Below are 17,428 nucleotides of genomic sequence, written 5' to 3'. Positions count from 1 at the left end.
GGGTGAGCGGCAGCGCCGGAACGCGGTGCGGCGGGTCGTGGTCCCGAGCCGCAGCGCGGGGCCGGAGGAGGCGAGGCCCATGGCCACCACCCGTGCAGTGGTGCTGGGAGCGGGCATCGCGGGCCTGCTGGCCGCCCGCGTGCTGGCCGACCACGTCGGCGAGGTGCTGCTGGTCGAGCGCGACCGGCTGCCGCAGGGGCCGCGCGAGCGGTCCGGCACGCCGCAGGCCCGGCACACGCACGTGCTGCTGTCCGGCGGCGCGCACGCGCTCGACCACCTGCTGCCTGGGACTACCGACGAGCTGCTCGACCTGGGCGCGCAGCGCGTGGGCGTGCCCGACCGGATGCTCGTGCTGCTGCCCGCCGGGTGGGTGGCGCGGTTCCCGGAGGTGCAGTCCGTGCTCAGCGCGAGCCGGGCGCTGGTCGAGCACGTGGTGCGCGAGCGGGTCCTCGCCGACGAGCGCGTCCACCTGCTGGAGAGCACCGACGCCACCGGCCTGCTCGGCGGGCCCGAGCGGGTGACCGGCGTCCTGGTGCGCGACCGCCGCGACGGTCGCACCGGGCGCGTCACCGCCGACTACGTCGTCGACGCCACCGGCCACCGCTCGGCCGCGCCGGTGTGGCTGTCCGCGCTGGGCGCGAGGCCGCCCGCCGAGGAGCACGTCGACCCCGGCGAGTTCTACAGCACCCGGCTGTACGCGGGGCGCTCGGACGCGCCCGCCGTGAGCGTGCTGCCCGACCCCGAGCACCCCGGCCAGCTGCGCAGCGGGCTGCTGTGCCCGATCGAGGGCGACCGGTGGAGCGTCACCCTGGTCGGCACCCGCGAGCAGCGGCCGTCCACCGGCGAGGAGGCGTTCGCGCGGTGCGCGGGGCGGCTGCGGCACCCGGTGATCGGCGACCTGATCGCCGACGCCCGACCGCTCGGCCCGCCGAGGGGGATGCGGTCGCCCGCGAACCGGAGGCTGCGGCTGCGGGGCGCGGACGGGTGGCCGGAGGGGTTCGTGGTGCTGGGGGACGCGGCGTGCACGCTCAACCCGGTGCACGGGCAGGGGATGTCGCTGGCGGCGCTGGGGGCGGTGGCGTTCTCGGAGGCGTTGGGGGATCGGGGCATCGGGCACGGCGCGGCGCGCGTGCAGCGGGCGGTGGGGCGGGTGTCGGCGCGGGCGTGGGACGTGGTGACCGGGCTGGACCTGAGGTTCCCGGCCACCACCGGGCCCCGGCCGGGGCCTCGGGGGCGGGTGGCGGCGCGGCTGCTGGAGCGGGTCGGGTTCGCGGCCACCGGGAGCCCGACGGTGGCGCGGGCGTGGTTGGACGTGCGCTCCCTGGTCGAGCCGCCGCGCGCGCTGCTGCGCCCGAGCGTGCTCCTGGCGGTGGCGCGCGGCCCGCTGCACCCGCCGCAGGCGAACCCGCCGCTGCGGCCGTGGGAGCTGCCGCACTCGGCGGTGCGGGTGCTGCCGTAGGCCTGAGGGCTGGGCCCGGCCGTGGAGCACTGCCTCTCAGGTCGGACGTCAGTTCAGGATCGAGGAGACCTGGGGAACGACCTTGGTGTAAGCCTCCACCTGGTCTGGAGTCATGAACTCGTAGACCTTGGTCACCCCCGGTTCGACCTCTACGAAGCCGCCCGCTGATCCGAGGATTCCGGTGTCGCCGTAGAAGATCACTTTCAGTTCGGCGGTGATGGATCGCTGCTCCTGGTTGGTGACCTCCCCGTGCACGACGTGGTACCGCGACCGCCGACTGACGTTGGGGACGCCCAGGATGAGAGGCCCCGTGGAGGGCGTCGGAGGTTGTGCTGGGACGGGGACCGGGGGCACGGGGACGGCCGGTTCTTTCGAGGGCTCGGTTTCGGGTGTCGTCAGTGAGGAGTAGAGCCAGTCCGAGCTGCTGGTGTCCACGAGGCAGCGGACCCGGCGCAGCCCTTCCACCAGAGCGCTTCGCGCACCCTTGGTGTCCCGCAGACGGTAGATGTACCGGCCGTCGATGTCCGAGAGGCTCCTGACCTCGCCGAACTCCACGATCAGGGTTCGCTCGGGGTAGAGCGCCAAGGCGGCGCCTGCCTCGAACAGCACGTTGGGCCGTGCTTGTCCGGCAGGCATGCGCTCGGCCTCACCGTCCGTGCTCTTCAGGAACTCGGGCTTCAGCTGCACCAGTTCGTCAGGGGTCATCAGCACCAGGATGGCCTGGCAGCGGCTCATGCCCTCCTTCAGCACGGTGCCGATGAACGGTGCGCCCTCACCGGTCATCTCCAGAGCTGAGCCCCACGCCAGAGGCTTGAGGTCGAGCGCGCGCAAGAAGTCGAACACCTCTCGCCGTGCCTTCGAGTTCCGGCCGTGCACGACAAAGACGTTCCGCCTGCTGTCGGTGGAGAGCTGCGGCTCGACGCCGGGCGCTTCTTCGGTGGTCACCTTGCCGAACCCCTGTCAACGGTCCTGCGGAAGACGCGCCGAACCTACACCACCCGCCTTCGCCAGGTGCTCCACCGCAGAACGCGTGGGCATCGAAGCAGCAAGTGCGCATGAGTCCACGCAGAGCAGGTGCTGGGCATGTGCGTCGTGAGCGGAGGCGGGGCAGGCACGAGGGAAGAGCCAGGCAGCGTCTGGTTGGCCCCCGGCACTGCTCCTTTTGCGCGCTGCGGCTCTTCAGGAGGCGAAGATCCAAGCAGGCCTGCTACGGGGGGCGGTCTCGCGCTCGTCCACCGAGAGGAGCGAAGAAGCCGTGGACAGGGTGGCCTGCGGCTGGCGGGCGGCCGGATCTTTACCCCGGATGGGTATCCGGTCCGATGGTGTGAGGCTTGCTCGCCCATCGGCGTGCGATACCGGGCGCACATCCCCCACAGTGGTGACGAGGCCGGGCGCCTGTTGTCCGCGTTCCAGGTGTTCGGGAACTCTTGCGACTGCCGTCGGGAGCGAACCGTGGAAGAGCGCCAGACGACCCACAACCAGGTCTCGGGACGCGGCAACAACATCGTTCAAGCGGGAGTGGTTCATGGTGATGTGGTCGTGGGGAGTGCGCCTGTGCCGCAGGTTCCCCGCGAGTTGCCTGCCGGAGCGAGGCACTTCGTGGAACGCGAAGCCGAGTTGGCTGCGCTCGAGAGGGCGCTCGAACCTCGCACCGACGGGCAGCCCTCCTTGGTGGTCATCAGCGGCACAGCGGGAGTGGGCAAAACCGCGCTGGCGCTGAGGTGGGCTCACCAGCACGTCGATGACTTTCCGGATGGACAGCTGTTCGTCGATCTGCACGGGTTCGCCCCGGAACCGCCGGTGAGCAGTCTGGAAGCCGCTTCCAGACTGCTCAGGTCGCTTGGGGTTTCGCGTCCGGAAGAGCTCATCGGTATCGGTGAGCGTTCGGCGAAGCTCAGGACGGTGATGAGCGGGCGTCGCATGATCCTCCTGCTCGACAACGCCAAGTCCACCCACCAAGTCCTGCCACTCCTGCCCGGTGCTTCTTCCTCGGTGGTCTTGGTGACCAGTCGGCATGTGCTCAGCGGGTTGGGCGTCTACCGGGACGCGCCGTTGCTGCGGGTCGATCCGCTGGATGTGCGAGCGGGGACTCGGTTGCTCGTCGCACTCGCAGGGCGTGCGGTCCTCGAAGTGGCGACAGCGGCCATGCTGACCGGAGTATGCGCGGGGTTGCCCCTTGCCTTGCGCATCGTCGCTCAGCGACTCGCCTCCAGTCCGGGGATCACCGCGACTGTTCTGGCCGATGAGCTTCGCGGTCAATCGAACCGACTGTCCTCGATGACTGCTGAAGCGGATATCAGATCAGTCTTCTCCTGGTCTTATCGGGACCTGGGAGAGGTGACTGCTGCAGTGTTCCGCGCGGTTGGCGTGCAGCCCCGAGGGGCTTTTGACCTCGATGCGTTGGCAGCGGCTTCGGGTTATGAGTGCGCTGTTGTAGCGACTGCGGTCGATGAACTTGTCAAGGTCCACCTCCTGAGTGAGGTTGCGCCGGGTTTGTTCAGCGCGCACGACCTGCTCCGCTCTTACGCGGTGGAGTTGACGGTTGCGAGAGAGGGGGAGCGATCTGCTGCATTGCGTAGGATTTTTGAGCATTATCTCCATAATGCTGCGCATGCTGATCTGCTGTTGACGCCGCACCGAACCCGGATACCGCTCGTGGGGCAGCCGGGAGTGTTGAAGTCGTTTTCCGGCGCTCAGGAGGCGCAGGCGTGGCTTCGGGGCGCGGAGGCTGCAATGGTCGACCTCAGTCGAGTCGATGAGCCGGAGCTGGACGCTCAGCGCTGGCAGTTGGCCTACGTGCTCCGCACCTACTTCTACCTGAACAAGCAGTTGGATGGCTGGTTGGAAAGCCACTTCAACGCCCTGTCCGCTGCAGTGCGGTCACAGGATGCATGGGCTGAGGCCACAACGCGCAACAACCTGGGTATGGCGCTGACCGGAGCGGGCAGGTTGGGCGAGGCCATGGAGCACTACGCCAAAGCCGTGGAGTTGTTCGATCGCCTTGGGGACGGGCATGGGCGCAGCAACGCCTTGGCGAACTCGGCTGCAGTGCTTCGCCGTCGAGGGGAGCCCGCTGCTGCGCTGGAACTCCAGGAAAGGGCGCTTGACCACTATAGGCGAACGGGAGCGTTGAGCAATGTGGGGATCACCTTGCGGGGCATGGCGGGGTCTCACCTGCAACTCGGGGATTCCCGCAGTGCGGTGTCTTGCGCTCAAGAGGCGGTCGACGTGGCGATGTGGTTTTCTTATGATCTAGACATCGCTCAGGCGAGCACAATGCTCGCTGCGGCGCTCCGCATAGCGGGAAATTTGGTGCATGCAGAGGTTGCCTTGTGGCAGGCGGTAGCCGCCGCTGTCCGCTGCGGAAGTCGATTTGAGCACGCGAGGGCACTTCAAGTCTTAGGAGAGATGAGGGTTGAGAAAGGGGATCACTGTGAAGCTAGAGAGTATTGGGAAAAAGCGCTGATCTTTTACCGGGAGTTAGGGTCGGGTCACGCTGATATTCTGGCTGAAGAATTATGTGCTTTACCTGCGCCTGAGGGCCCCGGAAGGTGATGATCGCTACTTGATTCCTTCCGGGGCCTCTGAGTCGAAGGCGTCAGCTCAGCGGGCGGTGCAGGTGAGCGGTGCGGTCGGGGCGGTGCCGGTGGCCTGGTAGCCGAACTCGGTGGACCGGCCTGCCGCCAGCGGGCCGTTGAACCCGGCGTCGGTGAACGTCACGGGGCCGGACGTGCCGGTGCGGGTGGTGTTCCAGGAGTTCGTGATGGTCGCGCCCTGCGGGAGGGTCGCGCCGACCGTCCAGCCGGTGATCGCCCGGTTCGCGGTGACCGTGATCGTGGCGACGAAGCCGCCGTTCCACTGGTTGACCGAGGCGCTGGCGGTGCAGCCCGCGCCCGGCGGGGGAGTGGTGGTGGTCGTGACCCCGGTGGTCGTGGTGGTGACGCCGGTGGTCGTGCTGGTCGGCTCGCCGCCGCCACCGCTCAGGACCGGGGTCTGCCAGTCGCGCCACTGGGCGAGGTTCCCGGCCTTCTTCGCGGAGATCCGGAAGACCTGCTGCGCGTTGCCCGACTTGAGCAGGTGCTCCCGGATGTTCTCCTGGATCGGGCCGCGCCACTCCGAGCGCGAGGCGCAGTGCGTGCCGTCCTGCACGTCCGACCAGTAGGAGATGTTGTCGGCCGCGCCGAGCGCCTTGTACACCTCGGCCCCGGCGAGCGCGGCGACGCTGCCGGAGCGCGCGGCGAGCCAGTCGACGTGCGGGTTCTCCAGCAGCAGCAGGCCGCGCGGGGCGATCATGCCGATGACCTGGTGGGTGTCGACCGGCAGCGCGTTCGGGTTGCCGGTGTAGGCGGAGAACGCGTCGCCGAGCCAGGGCTGCTCGCCGTACGCGCTGCTCAGCGGCTGCGCGCCGCTCTCGCCCGCGATCGAGCGGAACGCCGGGGCTCCCGCGCTGCCCGACTCGATCGGCATGGTGAGGGCGATCCGCTGGTCGAACGCGCCGACCGCGAACGCGCTCTTGCCGTACCGCGAGCACCCGGTGACCCCGATGCCGTCCGCGCGGATCGTGGCGCTGCCGGACTGCTCGATCACGTCGATGATGCGGCTCGCGCCCCAGGCCCAGGCGGCGAGCAGGCCGGTCGGGCTGGACGCGCCGTGGAGCGAGTAGAACGCGCCCTGCTTGTTGCTGCGCGGCGTGCCCTCGCGGCCGACGGCGAGCGGGTCGTAGCTGATCACGGCGGCGCCCGCGGCCTTGATCGCGGCGGTGTCGGCGCCGAACCCGCCGACCACGATGACGGCGGGGAACGGGCCTGCGCCGCTGGGGGCGTCGACGCTCGCGGAGAAGCTCGCGGTGCGGCCCTGGTGGGTGGCGGTGACGGAGATGGAGGTGCGCGAGACGGCGCCGGTGACGGAGGCGGGCTTGGCGGGCTTGTCGCCGTAGACGTGGCGCTCGGCGAGCTCGCGGATCTCGGCGCGGCGGCACCGCCAGTCGGCGAGGGTGGTGACGCGGGAGCCGTCGATCCTGGTGAACGGGTCGGGCAGGCGCGGGTTGGCCGGGGTGCTGCCGGGCAGGGTGACGGGGCAGTCGGCGCCGTCGTCCTCGACGGCGAGTGCGGTCGGGGGTGCGGGGGTGGGCGCGGCGGTGGCGAGCGCGGTGCCGGTGAGGGCGAGCGCGGTGAGGAGGGCCAGGGACAGCCGGAGACGGCCGGAGCGGGTGATCACCGTTGATCTCCTTCCGGGGAGGAGGCGTGGCGGCGGTGTTCTAAAGTTTCGAGGCAGAGCTCGAAACATGTCAATGCCGCCGGGGTGACCGGTGGTCTCAGTTGGCCGGGAGCGCGCTCACGCGTCGGTGACGGTGAAGTGGCGCAGCGTCAGGGTGAGGACGCACCCGTCGGGGACCTCGGCGTTGGCGGAGAACCCCAGCTCCTTCGTCGACGCGGGGACCTCCCAGCGGACCGGGGCGAGCGAGGGGACCGGCGCCTCGGCGAAGCTCGCCGCCCCGGTCGCGCCGCTGTGGTAGTCCGCCTGGTAGGGGCCCGCCCCGTCCACGCGCACGGTCAGCGAGAAGGAGAGCGGGGAGCAACCACCCGTCGCGGACACCCCCGGCGTTCCTTCGAGCAGTCGTTTCCTGCCCTCCAGGGGGAGGGTGAAGAACGTCTCGACGTTCTTCTCGTTCACCCTCAGGTCGAACCGGACCTCGTTGTCCTGCTTGCTGACGATCGGGGTGCTGCCGCGAAACTCGGAACCCGCGATGGCGTGGGGCGGGGTGAACAGTTGGCACCCGCTGACCAGGGCGAGCAGCGCTGTCAGCAGGGCAGTGGGGAGTAATCCGCGCATCCCGCAACTGTAGAGCGCGATTCTCCCTGGGGCGGTGAGTGGGTATTCGGGGAATTTTGTCCCCGCAATTCTGCGATTCCCGGCAGGGAATTGCTCACCCCTGCCGGAAAACCACGCCCGCCGAGGCCTCGAACCCCGGCGGGCGCGGCCCGGTCACCAGTCGTGCACGGTCCCGTCCCGCAGCCGGTTCACCGGCAGGTACGCCGCCTCGTACGGGAAAGCCGCCGCCGCCTCGTCGTCCAGCTCCACGCCCAACCCCGGCGCGTCCGACGGGTGCAGCAGCCCGTCCCCGAACGTGAACGACGTCCGGAACACCTCCAGCGTCCGGGCCGTGTGCTCCATGTGCTCCTGGATGCCGAAGTTGTGCACCGCCAGGTCCAGGTGCAGCGCCGCCGCCATCCCCACCGGCGAGATGTCCGTCGGCCCGTGGATGCCCGACTTGATCCCGTACACCCCGGCGAAGTCCAGCAGCCGCCGCATCCCGGTCACCCCGCCCGTGTGCGTCACCGCCGACCGCACGTAGTCGATCAGCCGCTCGGTGATCAACCCCTGGTAGTCGTGCACCGAGTTGAACACCTCGCCGATCGCCAGCGGCGTCGTCGTGTGCTGCCTGATCAACCGCAGCGCCGCCTGGTCCTCACCGGGGGTGGCGTCCTCCAGCCAGAACAGGTCGTACGGCTCCAGCGCCTTCCCCAGCTTCGCCGCCTGGATGGGCGTCATCCGGTGGTGCCCGTCGTGCAGCAGCGGCAGCTCCGGGCCGAACTCCGCCCGCACCGCCTCGAACACCCCCGGCACGTGCCGCAGGTACGCCCTGGTGTCCCACTCCTCCTCCACCGGCAGCGCCGTCCGCCGCGCGGGCTCGTAGTCGTACCGCTGCCCGCCCACCGACGCCGCCACCCCGTACACCACGCCCAGCCCCGGAACCCCGGTCTGCACCCGGATCGCCCGGTACCCGCGCTCCAGGTGCGCCCGGATCGAGTCGAACAGCTCCGGCAGGTCCCGCCCCGACGCGTGCCCGTACGCCAGCGCGCCCACCCGGCACGCCCCGCCGAGCAACTGGTACAGCGGCATCCCGGCCGCCTTCGCCTTGATGTCCCACAGCGCCGTGTCCACCGCCGCGATCGCCGCCATGGTCACCGGCCCGCGCCGCCAGTACGCGCCCCGGTACAGGTACTGCCAGGTGTCCTCGACCGCCGACGCGTCCCGCCCGATCAGCAGCGGCACGACGTGCTCCACCAGGTACGCCCGCACCGCCAGCTCGCGCCCGTTGAGCGTCGCGTCCCCGAGCCCGGACAGCCCGTCCTCGGTGGTGATCCGCAACGTCACGAAGTTCCGCCCAGGGGAGGTCACCACGACCTCGGCCGACACGATCCTCACCGCTCCACCTCCGCCACCACGACCCCGTGCGGGCCGAGCTCCACCACGTCGCCGAACGAGCGCAACCCCGCCCCGAGCACCCGCGCCGTCACCGGTTCCCCGCGCTGGCTCACCAGCCACGCGAACCGCCGCCCGTCCTCGTGCTCCAGCACCGACACCAGCACCCCCGGATCGTCCACCGACACCTCCGGCGCCACCCCGGCCTCCGCCGCGAGCGCCGCGTACAACCGCCAGGTGTCCTCCGGGTTCACCGACGGCGTCGCGGAAGCCATGTGCTCCAACGGATACGCGCACAGCACCATCGCCCCGGACCCCACCCGCCGCCGCAGCAGCGCGGGCCGCCCGCGACCGTCCACCGCCAGCACCTCGGCCTCCACCGGGTCCACCGGCAGGAACGCCCGCGAGTGCTCGTTCCCGCCGACCGCGAACACCAGCTCCTCGCCCACCGCCAACCCGCCGAACCCGGTCACCACCCGCAACCGCAGCTCGTCCTCCACGACCGGTTCCACCAGCCCGTACCGGGACCGCTTGGCCACCCCGAACATCCCGTCCAGGTCCGGCCACCACGACCCGCGCTGCACCTTGTGCGCCCCGTGGAAGTACGACGCGTACACCACCGCCCCCTCCTCCGCCCGCCGCAGCAGCTCCCGCCACGTGGGCGCCAGGAGCTGCTTCGCCGACGGCAGCAGGTAGAGCGCGCAGTCGTCGGGCAGGCCGTCCAGCTCGCGCGCCACCCCCACCGGCAGGTCCGCCTCGCGCGCCGCCGCGTACGCCTGCCGCCCGTGCTCGAACACGCTCGTCGCGTCCTCGGGCATCGTGAACGGGTAGCGCTTCTCCAGGTACGACGGCACCACCAGCGCCACCTCGGCGTCCGGCCTGCGCAACCGCGAGAAGTCGGTGCGCCGCAACACCTCCGCGAACTCCCGCAGCTCCAGCAGCTGCGGTTTCGGCACGCCGCGCGCGTCGGTCAGGCCGAAGTGCAGCTCGAACGGGTGGTGCGAGTACGGCTCCTGGTCGGCCAGGTCGTCGAAGTCCGTGTTGTTCCAGGCGATCCAGCCGGTCGCGCCCGCCAGCAGCGAGTTGTGCAGCACCTGCCGGTAGTAGTGCGCGGCGTTCTCGTCCGAGGTGTAGTCGGAGGTGACGCCGAACTCCTCCAGCACCACCGGCCGCCCGCCCACGTCGAGCAGCTCGCACACCCACGCCGCCGCGAGGTGCAGCCGCAGCGGGTCGTCCTCCATGCGGTAGACGTGCGGGCCGTGGAAGTCCACCAGCGGGGCCAGGTCGCGCACCCGGAAACCGTTGTCCAGCCCGGTGACCTCCACGCCCCACGCGCCGTCGCCGACCGACACCGGCTGCCGCGCGCCCGCCGCCCGCACCTCGCCGATCAGCGCCTCCGCCCACGCCGTGACCGCGTCGGCGTCCAGGGTGCCGATGCCGCGCGTGCGCTCGTCCGCGTAGAGCGGGATCTCGTTGCTCAGCAACCACCCCGCGACCGCCGGGTGGTCCTTCCAGCGCGCGACCAGCTCCCGCACGTACCAGCGCTGCCGCGCCACGAACGACTCGTCGCCGAACACGTCCCGACCGCGCCGCCACGGCGGGTCCCAGTTCTGGCCGGACATGTGGCCCACCAGGAACGTCGGGATGGTGCGCATCCCCAGCTCCTCGTGCAGGTCCAGGAAGTGGTCGAACCGGGCCAGGACCGCCTCGTCCAGCCGGTCCTCCTCGGGCATGAAGTCCGGCCAGTAGCAGAAGCTCCTGGTCAGCGGGACGCCGTGCGCGCGCATCACCAGCAGTTCCGCGCGCACCACGTCGGGGTCGTAGCGCCGCCACATCAGCGGGCCGCCGACGCGGGACCAGAAGTTCACCCCCAACCACACGTCGGGCCTGCCGTCCGGACCGGTCACCAGTGCCGAAGAGCGCTTCACGCCATCAGGTATAACGTTTCACCACGGTCGAGGGCGAGACCCTGGACCGCAGTGCGGCGACGGGTTGCGCCGAACGGGCTCCGGAGGAGGTCGCGGTGGGGCGAACGGGATCGGGCAGACCGACCATCGCGGACGTCGCCGCGCGCGCGGGCGTGTCGGTGGGCGCGGTGTCGGCGGCGGTCAACGGCAAGGGGCGGCTGGCCGAGGCGACCCGGCTGCGCGTGCTCGCCGCCGCCGCCGAACTCGGGTGGGCGCCGTCGGTCGCGGCCGTGGCGCTGCGCGGGGCGCGGGTCGGCGCGCTCGGGCTGGTGCTGCGCCGCGAGCCCGACCTGCTCAGCAGCGACCCGCACTTCGCCCAGCTCATCACCGGCGTCGAGAGCGCGCTCGCGCCGCTCGGGTGGGGGCTGCTGCTGCACCTGGTCGACGCGGACGGCGAGGAGGGCGCGTACCGCGGGCTCGCCGCCGGGCGGCGGGTGGACGGGGTGGTGCTCACCGAGAGCCGGGTGCGGGACCCGCGCTTCGCGCTGCTGCGCGAGCTGGGGCTGCCCGCCGTGCTGGTCGGCACGCCGTGGCGGCCCGACCCGGTGCCGACCGCCCGCGCCCGCGACCAGCACCGGGGGATCGCGCGAGCGGTGGAGCACCTGGTGGGGCTGGGGCACCGGCGGTTCGGGTACGTGAGCGGGCCGGAGGACCGGGTGCACACGCGGCGCAGGCGCGCGGCGTTCCGGCGGGCGCTGGGCGGGCACGGCCTGGTCCCCGAGTGCGCGTCGGCCACCGGGTTCGACCCCGGCGCGGCGGCGGTGGCGGCCCGCGCGCTGCTGACCTCGGCCGAGCGGCCCACGGCGGTGCTGTTCGCGAACGACTCGATGGCCGCCGCCGGGCTCGCCACCGCCCGGCGGCTCGGGATCGACGTGCCGGGGGAGCTGTCCGTGGTGGGGCACGACGACCTGCCGCTGTGCGAGCTGCTGCACCCGGCGCTGACCACGGTCCGGCAGGACCTGGTCGGGCTCGGGCGGGCGGCGGCGGTGGAGCTGCTGGCGGGGCTCGGGGTGGTGGACGGGGGACCGGCGCAGGTGCGCCCGCCCGAGCTGGTGGTGCGCGGGTCGACGGGACCCGCGCCGCGCTGAGCCGCCGGGGTGTCGCGGCGGTGGTGGCGGTGGCGGTGGCGGGAGCGTGGTGGCGGCGGTGTCACGGGAGCGCGTCGGCGGTCGTCGCGCAGTGTCCGCCCGCTCGCTGAAGTCCCGCTGAAACCACCGCCGGGTGTCACCCGGATTCCCCGCTCCGCTCACCGGACGTCACGGTGCACAAGTGGGTGCCCTGCAAGGGTGATCACCGCGTTCTGCCGGGTGGTTCCCGCCGCTTGGCTGGCCGCACCGCCGTCCGGCGCGCTGCACTCGGAGGGACGAGTCCACATCCGAGGAGCTGATGACGTTGTCCCCCAGCACCAGGCGAGCGGCGGTGACGGCGGTGGCCGGGCTGCTCGCGCTCACCCCCGTGCCCGCGACCGCCGCACCCGAGGGCGCACCGGCCAGGACCGCGCCCACCAGGACCGCGCCCGGCGGCGTCTCCGGCGCGGCCAGCGTCGGCAACGCCGTGATCCGCACCGCGAGCGAGCTGCTCGTGGACATCCCGCCCCTGGCCACCTGCGTCAGCGGCGAGTCCACCGGCGCCGAGACCTCCGGGGTGACCGGCGGCAAGCTGGTCGCGTTCGGCCAGGGCAGCACCACCTGCGAGACCGAGCCCTCCGGCGCCGTCACCACGACCGCGACCGGCAAGGCCTTCCGCTTCAACCACGCCGACACGGGCCTCCCGCTGCTGAAGGTCGGCACCTACGCGATCTCCTGCCGCGCCACCCCGGACGGCACCGTCGAGTCCGCGTTCACCCTGCGCGGCGTCGTCGGCGCGTCCCTCCCGGACACCGTGCCGGTCGACTACGAGACGACCCTGGCGAACGGCGTGCGCGCCGTGTTCAACACCCGCTCGTGGGACGAGGACGGCGACGGCTCACTGACCGTGCACGCGGTCCGGCTGTGGCTGGGCCCGGACATGGGCCCGGCGACCGACCGCGCGGGCGAACGCGGCGCGGTGACCGTGGGCAGCGTGACCTGCACGCCGCCCGCGTGAGCCGAGCACCGGGTGACGCCGCCCGCGCGCCGATCGCAGGCGCGCGGGGCGGCGTCCCCGCGCACCACCCTCACCCGTCCTCCACCAGCGCCCACACCTGCCGCAGCGGCAGTTCCGCGCGCAGTTCCGCGGGCAGCGCCGGGTAGTTCGCGAACACCCGCTCCAGCAGCAGCTCCGAGTCCCACACCTTGATCGTGAACCGCTGGGTCGACAGGTACTGCTTGGCCTGCTTCGTGATCCCGCCCCACGCCACCAGCAGCCCCGCCGCGCCGTGCGCCGTCGCCGCGCCCTGGAGCTGCTGCACCACCGGCAGCCCCACCTGCCCGGCCTCCGACTTCACCTGCACCACCAGGCGCGGCTCGCCGAGGCCGAGCGCGCCGGTTCCCGCCAGGACGTCCACGCCCTGGTCGGCGCCAGGCGGGGACTTCTCGCACTGGAAGCCCTCCGCCGTCAGCACCGCCGCGACCAGGTCCGCCAGCCGGTGTCCGGCGAACTCCTCGATGGTGCGGCTCGCTATGCGGTCCAGGGCGTAGCGGGCGATGTCCACGTCGTGCTGCGCCGAGTCCGCCACCTCGTCCGGGGCCTCCTCCGGCTCCCGGCGGCCCTTCGGCGCGGGGGTCGACGCCCGCGCGCCCGGATCGCGGCCCAGCTCGGCCAGCCGGGACACCCGCCAGGCGGCGTCGTTGCGGGACAGCTCGCAGACCGTCGAGAACGCGCCGAACGAGTACAGCAGGTCCTGCTTCACCACCGTGCGCGGCAGGTCCGTCACCAGCCAGCGCACCGGGCGCACGTGCCTGCGGTCCACGTCCGGCTCCGCCGCCGAGTACCGGTAACCACCCGTGACCTCGCCGATCGCCAGGTGCTGCCCCGAGCTCTTCAGCGGCATCACCACCAGGTCGCCCTCGGCCATCCGCGAGCGCAGCGCCCACAGCTGCGCGGTGAAGTTCCGCAGCGCCTGCTCGGCGGCGTCCGGCTTCGCCGCGCGCACCGCCGCCAGCACCGCCTCGCGGTCCACCGCCCCGCCCAGGTCCGCCACCCCGCCGAACCCGCCGCCCGTGCACCCGGCCCCCAGCGCCCACGCCTCGCGCTCGCCGCCCCTGCCCGCCCGCACCAACCACGCCCGCACGTCGCGACCTCCCCGGCTCCGACCAGGGGCGATCCTAGTGCGGGCCCGGCCTGGCGCGGCCGTGGTTCACCCTGCCGTGCGAGCTACAGGGGGGTGGTGGACACCCGGACGTCGTCGTACCAGATCCACGAGTCCCGCTGCGGGGCGAAGCTCTCCGTCGCGCCCCCGAAGAACGAGGAGAAGTACGCCCGGTCCACCAGGTCGGCGTTGGTCACGAACCGCAGCCCGGCGCGCTCGCCCGCCTTGCGCCCGTCGAACCACACCTCCACCGCGCCGTCCGGGTTCGCCACCCCGTTCGCCACCGTGTTCACCCGCACCCGCTGCTTGAGCTCCACCCACCGGCCGAGCGGGTAGTGGACCGGCGCGCCGTCCAGGCGGAGGTCGATCGCGTCGCCGTACTGACCCTCCTTGCCCATGTGGTAGACGTACAGCGACGCCCGCCCGCCGGTGCGCCAGGTGAACCGCGAGGTGAACCCGTTCGTCCCGTCGCACGCCTGCCCGCCCGAGCACGCCTTGCCCCCGCCGAGGCCGATGCCGATCTTGCCGCCGTACTCGGTGGTGCCCCAGCTGAAGTCCGGCGAGAACCGCACCCACTGCCGAACCCAGTACTCGCGCGCGGGTTCCAGCGCGAACGGGGCCTGCGCGCCCGAGTCCGCCGGGCCGATCTTCCCCTTCGGGTACAGCACGCGCAGCGACTTGCCGCCGGATCGGGCCACCGAACCGTCGACCACCGCCCGGCTGCCCATGCCCTGGTCCCAGGTCGCGCTCCAGCCGTCCGCCGCCCACTCCGCGCGGGTGTACGGCGCGCCCGACGGCAGCCGCTCGAAGCCGTTGGACCGGGTCGCGGCGCTCGCGGCCGTCGCGGGCACGAGCAGCGCCGCGCACACCCCCAGCGCCAGCAAGGACTTCCTGCGCACCAGCGGCTCCCCTGGTCGTCGTGGGCCGTTCGGAGCACCAGTATCGGCACACCCGGCGGATCTGGGTCAACGCCTCGCGGCCGACTCAGGGGTCGCGCGCGGCCGAACGCCACCCCCGCCGCCGAACGGGCGCATTGTGCCGATTGTCCGATCGGGGCACGCTGGCCGACGGCTACCCGAGGAGGACGCGTGGTGCGACGGCGGTTGCGGGTCAACGAGCGGTGGCACGTCGTGGACGTGCCCGACGACACCCCGCTGCTGTGGGTGCTGCGCGAGGACCTCGGGCTCACCGGGCCCAAGTACGGGTGCGGCGTCGGCGCGTGCGGGGCGTGCACCTCGCTGGTCGGCGGCGCGGCGGCGCGACCGTGCGTGCTGCCGGTCTCCGACGTGGCGGCCGAGGTCACCACCGTCGAGGGACTGTCCGCCGACGGCGACCACCCGGTGCAGCGGGCCTGGTTGGAGCTGGACGTCGCCCAGTGCGGCTACTGCCAGCCCGGCCAGATCATGAGCACCGTCGCCCTGCTGGCCCGCGTGCCCGACCCGAGCGACGCGGAGATCGACGAGGCGCTGCGCGACAACGTCTGCCGCTGCGGCACCTACTCGCGGGTGCGCGCGGCCGTGAAGCGCGCCGCGCGGGACCGGGGGCCGAGGTGATCGGGCGGCGCGGCTTCCTGGCCGCCGTCGGGCTCACCGTCGCGCTCCCCGTTCCCGCCCTCGCCTCCGGGACGGGGCTCGTGCCGAACGTGCTGGTGCGGCTGGACGCGCGCGGCCGGGTCACCGCCACCGTGCCCCGGCCCGACACCGGGCAGGGCGTGCGCACGGTCGTCGCCATGCTGGTCGCCGAGGAGCTGGCCGTGCCGCTCGACGCGGTCGCCGTCGAGCAGGCCCCCGGCGACACCGCCCGCTACGGCAGGCAGGGCATCGGCAACTCCACCTCGGTGCGCCAGCTCGCCGACCCGGTGCGCCGCGCCGCCGCGACCGCCCGCGCCCTGCTGGTCACCGCCGCCGCCCAGCGCTGGGGCGTGCCCGTCGCCGAGTGCGCCGCCCGCGACGGCCACGTCCGGCACCGCCGCCGCGCGCTCCCGTACTCCGCTCTGGTCGAGGCCGCCTCGGCGCTCGACCCCACCACCGTCACCGCCCCGCTGACCCCGAGCGCCGACTGGAAGGTCCTCGGCAAGCGCGCGGGCCGGGTCGACGCCCGCGACATCGTCACCGGCCGCGCCCGCTACGGCCTGGACGTCACCCTCCCCGGCCTGCTCACCGCCGTCGTGGCCCGCCCGCCGTGGCTGGGCGCCCGGCTCGCCTCGCACGACGACGCGCGGGCGCTGGCCGTCCCCGGCGTGCTGACCACCGTGGTGCTCGACGGGGTCGACGGGGCCCAGGGCGGGGTGGCGGTCATCGCGCGCTCCGCGTCCGCCGCGCTCGCGGGCAAGGCCGCGCTCACCTGCGAGTGGACCGGCGGCACCCCGGACGCGGACAGCCGCGAGTGGCTCGCGCAGCTGGTGGCCGCGCTCCCGCAGGAACCGCCTGCGGCGGACGGCCACACCGCCACCTACGAGCTGCCGCTGCTCGCGCACGCCCCCATGGAACCCATGAACGCCACCGCCGACGCCCGCCCCGACCTGGTCCGGCTGTGGGCGCCCACCCAGGACCCCGGCGGGCTGCGCGACACCCTCGCCCGCAAGCTCGGCGTGCCCGTGGAGGTCGAGCCCACGCTGTCCGGCGGCGCGTTCGGCAGGCGCATCGAGGACGACTACGCGCTGGAGGCCATCGCCTGCTCGCGCGCGGCGGGCGCCCCGGTCAAGGTGCTGTGGACCCGCGAGGACGACACCAGGCACGACTCCTACCGGCCCATGTCCGCGCACCGGCTCACCGCCGAGCTCGGCCCCGACGGGCTGCCCGTGCGGCGCGCGCACCGGGTCGCCACCTGGGGCCTGACCGTGCTGCCGTTCTTCGGCACCCCCGAGCTGGTGCTGGCCAGCGGCGACCACTTCCCGTACGCGGTGCCCGGCGAGGTGACCGCCACCGTGCTGCCCGCGCCGCTGCGCACCGGGTTCTGGCGCGCGGTCTACGCCGGGCAGTTCGCCTACGCCGAGGAGTGCTTCCTCAGCGCGCTCGCCCAGCGCGGCGGCTGGGACCAGGTCGAGTACCGGCGCAGGCTGCTGGCCGACCAGCCCAGGCTGCTGCGGGTGCTGGACGCGGCGGCGGCCAGGGTCCGGTTCCGGCCGGGGCCGGGGCGGGCACTCGGCGTCGCCTGCCACCTGGAGTACGGCTCGGCCATCGCGGTGCTCGCCGAGGTCGACGCGCGCGGGGAGAAAACCCTGGTGCGCAAGGTGACCGCCGCCGTCGACGTCGGCCGGGCGCTGCACCCGTCCGGGGTGCGCGCGCAGGTGGAGGGCGGGGTGCTGGACGCGATCTCCACCGTGCTCGGCGCCCGGATCACCGTCCGCGCGGGCCGGGTGGAGCAGTCGTCGTTCCGGGACTACGCGTGGGCCCGGATCGACGCCGCGCCCGAGTTCGACGTGGTCCTGGTCGACTCCGACGCGCCGCTCGGCGGCATGGGCGAGCTGGCCTACCCGCCCGCCGCCGCGGCGATCGCCTCGGCCGTGGCGCAGGCGACCGGCAGGCCGGTGACGGGGATGCCGGTGCACTCCGAGGTCGGCTGACC

The 17,428-nt window shown here is 73.0% G+C and carries 13 protein-coding genes; 6 read left to right on the top strand and 7 right to left on the bottom strand.

Translation table 11 applies throughout. The annotated features are described in order from the left end of the window. The first annotated feature begins 79 nt into the window (after positions 1-79). Positions 80-1,459: an FAD-dependent oxidoreductase gene (locus LV78_RS14985; protein WP_301306526.1), complete on the top strand. Its 1,380-nt coding sequence runs from the start codon at positions 80-82 to the stop codon at positions 1,457-1,459. A 48-nt stretch (positions 1,460-1,507) separates the two neighbouring features. Here LV78_RS14985 and LV78_RS14980 read toward each other — a convergent pair whose 3' ends face one another. Beyond that, positions 1,508-2,404 carry a TIR domain-containing protein gene (locus tag LV78_RS14980; RefSeq protein ID WP_253845882.1) on the bottom strand — a complete coding sequence of 299 codons (897 nt, stop codon included), beginning with the start codon at positions 2,402-2,404 and terminating at the stop codon, positions 1,508-1,510. Positions 2,405-2,911: 507 nt separating this feature from the next. On the opposite strand from LV78_RS14980, the gene LV78_RS14975 reads away from it, so the two are divergent. Continuing rightward, positions 2,912-5,014, top strand: coding sequence for a tetratricopeptide repeat protein (locus LV78_RS14975; RefSeq protein ID WP_253845881.1), 2,103 nt, complete (start codon positions 2,912-2,914; stop codon positions 5,012-5,014). A gap of 48 nt (positions 5,015-5,062) precedes the next feature. On the opposite strand, the gene LV78_RS14970 is transcribed toward LV78_RS14975, so the two are convergent. The 4 genes from LV78_RS14970 to LV78_RS14955 form a co-directional block, all read right to left on the bottom strand. Further along, positions 5,063-6,676: a glucuronyl esterase domain-containing protein gene (locus LV78_RS14970; RefSeq protein ID WP_253845880.1), complete on the bottom strand. Its 1,614-nt coding sequence runs from the start codon at positions 6,674-6,676 to the stop codon at positions 5,063-5,065. A 117-nt stretch (positions 6,677-6,793) separates the two neighbouring features. Then, positions 6,794-7,291, bottom strand: a complete 498-nt coding sequence (locus LV78_RS14965; RefSeq protein WP_253845879.1) for a hypothetical protein — start codon at positions 7,289-7,291, stop codon at positions 6,794-6,796. Positions 7,292-7,444: 153 nt separating this feature from the next. Beyond that, complete coding sequence (manD, locus tag LV78_RS14960; RefSeq protein WP_253845878.1) at positions 7,445-8,668, bottom strand: D-mannonate dehydratase ManD; 1,224 nt, start codon at positions 8,666-8,668, stop codon at positions 7,445-7,447. Beyond that, the gene (locus LV78_RS14955) at positions 8,665-10,593 is read right to left on the bottom strand and encodes a cellulase family glycosylhydrolase (RefSeq protein ID WP_253845877.1); all 1,929 of its coding nucleotides are present in this window, start codon (positions 10,591-10,593) and stop codon (positions 8,665-8,667) included. Before LV78_RS14955 ends, manD begins: the two co-directional genes overlap by 4 nt. A 95-nt stretch (positions 10,594-10,688) precedes the next feature. Here LV78_RS14955 and LV78_RS14950 point away from each other — a divergent pair, with 95 nt between their 5' ends. Together LV78_RS14950 and LV78_RS14945 are read left to right on the top strand one after the other, a co-directional pair. Next, positions 10,689-11,720 (top strand): LacI family DNA-binding transcriptional regulator, encoded by a 1,032-nt coding sequence (locus LV78_RS14950; RefSeq protein WP_253845876.1) that lies wholly within the window; start codon positions 10,689-10,691, stop codon positions 11,718-11,720. A gap of 298 nt (positions 11,721-12,018) precedes the next feature. Beyond that, positions 12,019-12,717, top strand: coding sequence for a hypothetical protein (locus LV78_RS14945; protein WP_253845875.1), 699 nt, complete (start codon positions 12,019-12,021; stop codon positions 12,715-12,717). 70 nt (positions 12,718-12,787) lie between these two features. On the opposite strand, the gene LV78_RS14940 is transcribed toward LV78_RS14945, so the two are convergent. Together LV78_RS14940 and LV78_RS14935 are read right to left on the bottom strand one after the other, a co-directional pair. Beyond that, on the bottom strand, positions 12,788-13,843 hold the full coding sequence (locus LV78_RS14940) for a restriction endonuclease (protein WP_253845874.1): 1,056 nt from the start codon (positions 13,841-13,843) through the stop codon (positions 12,788-12,790). Between the two features lie 83 nt (positions 13,844-13,926). Then, entirely contained in the window at positions 13,927-14,760 is an 834-nt protein-coding gene (locus LV78_RS14935; protein ID WP_253845873.1) for a polysaccharide lyase, read from the bottom strand. A gap of 189 nt (positions 14,761-14,949) precedes the next feature. On the opposite strand from LV78_RS14935, the gene LV78_RS14930 reads away from it, so the two are divergent. Next, positions 14,950-15,414 (top strand): (2Fe-2S)-binding protein, encoded by a 465-nt coding sequence (locus LV78_RS14930; RefSeq protein ID WP_253845872.1) that lies wholly within the window; start codon positions 14,950-14,952, stop codon positions 15,412-15,414. Further along, a complete protein-coding gene (locus tag LV78_RS14925) occupies positions 15,411-17,426 on the top strand; it encodes a xanthine dehydrogenase family protein molybdopterin-binding subunit (protein WP_253845871.1) in 2,016 nt (671 codons plus the stop codon). The genes LV78_RS14930 and LV78_RS14925 overlap by 4 nt, the downstream gene beginning before the upstream one ends. Positions 17,427-17,428 lie beyond the last annotated feature (2 nt).

It is taken from the genome of Actinosynnema pretiosum, from assembly GCF_024171695.1.
Classification (GTDB): Bacteria; Actinomycetota; Actinomycetes; order Mycobacteriales; family Pseudonocardiaceae; genus Actinosynnema; species Actinosynnema pretiosum.
The sequence above is the reverse complement of the archived record's forward strand: the minus strand, read 5'-3'. Positions and strand labels throughout refer to the sequence as shown.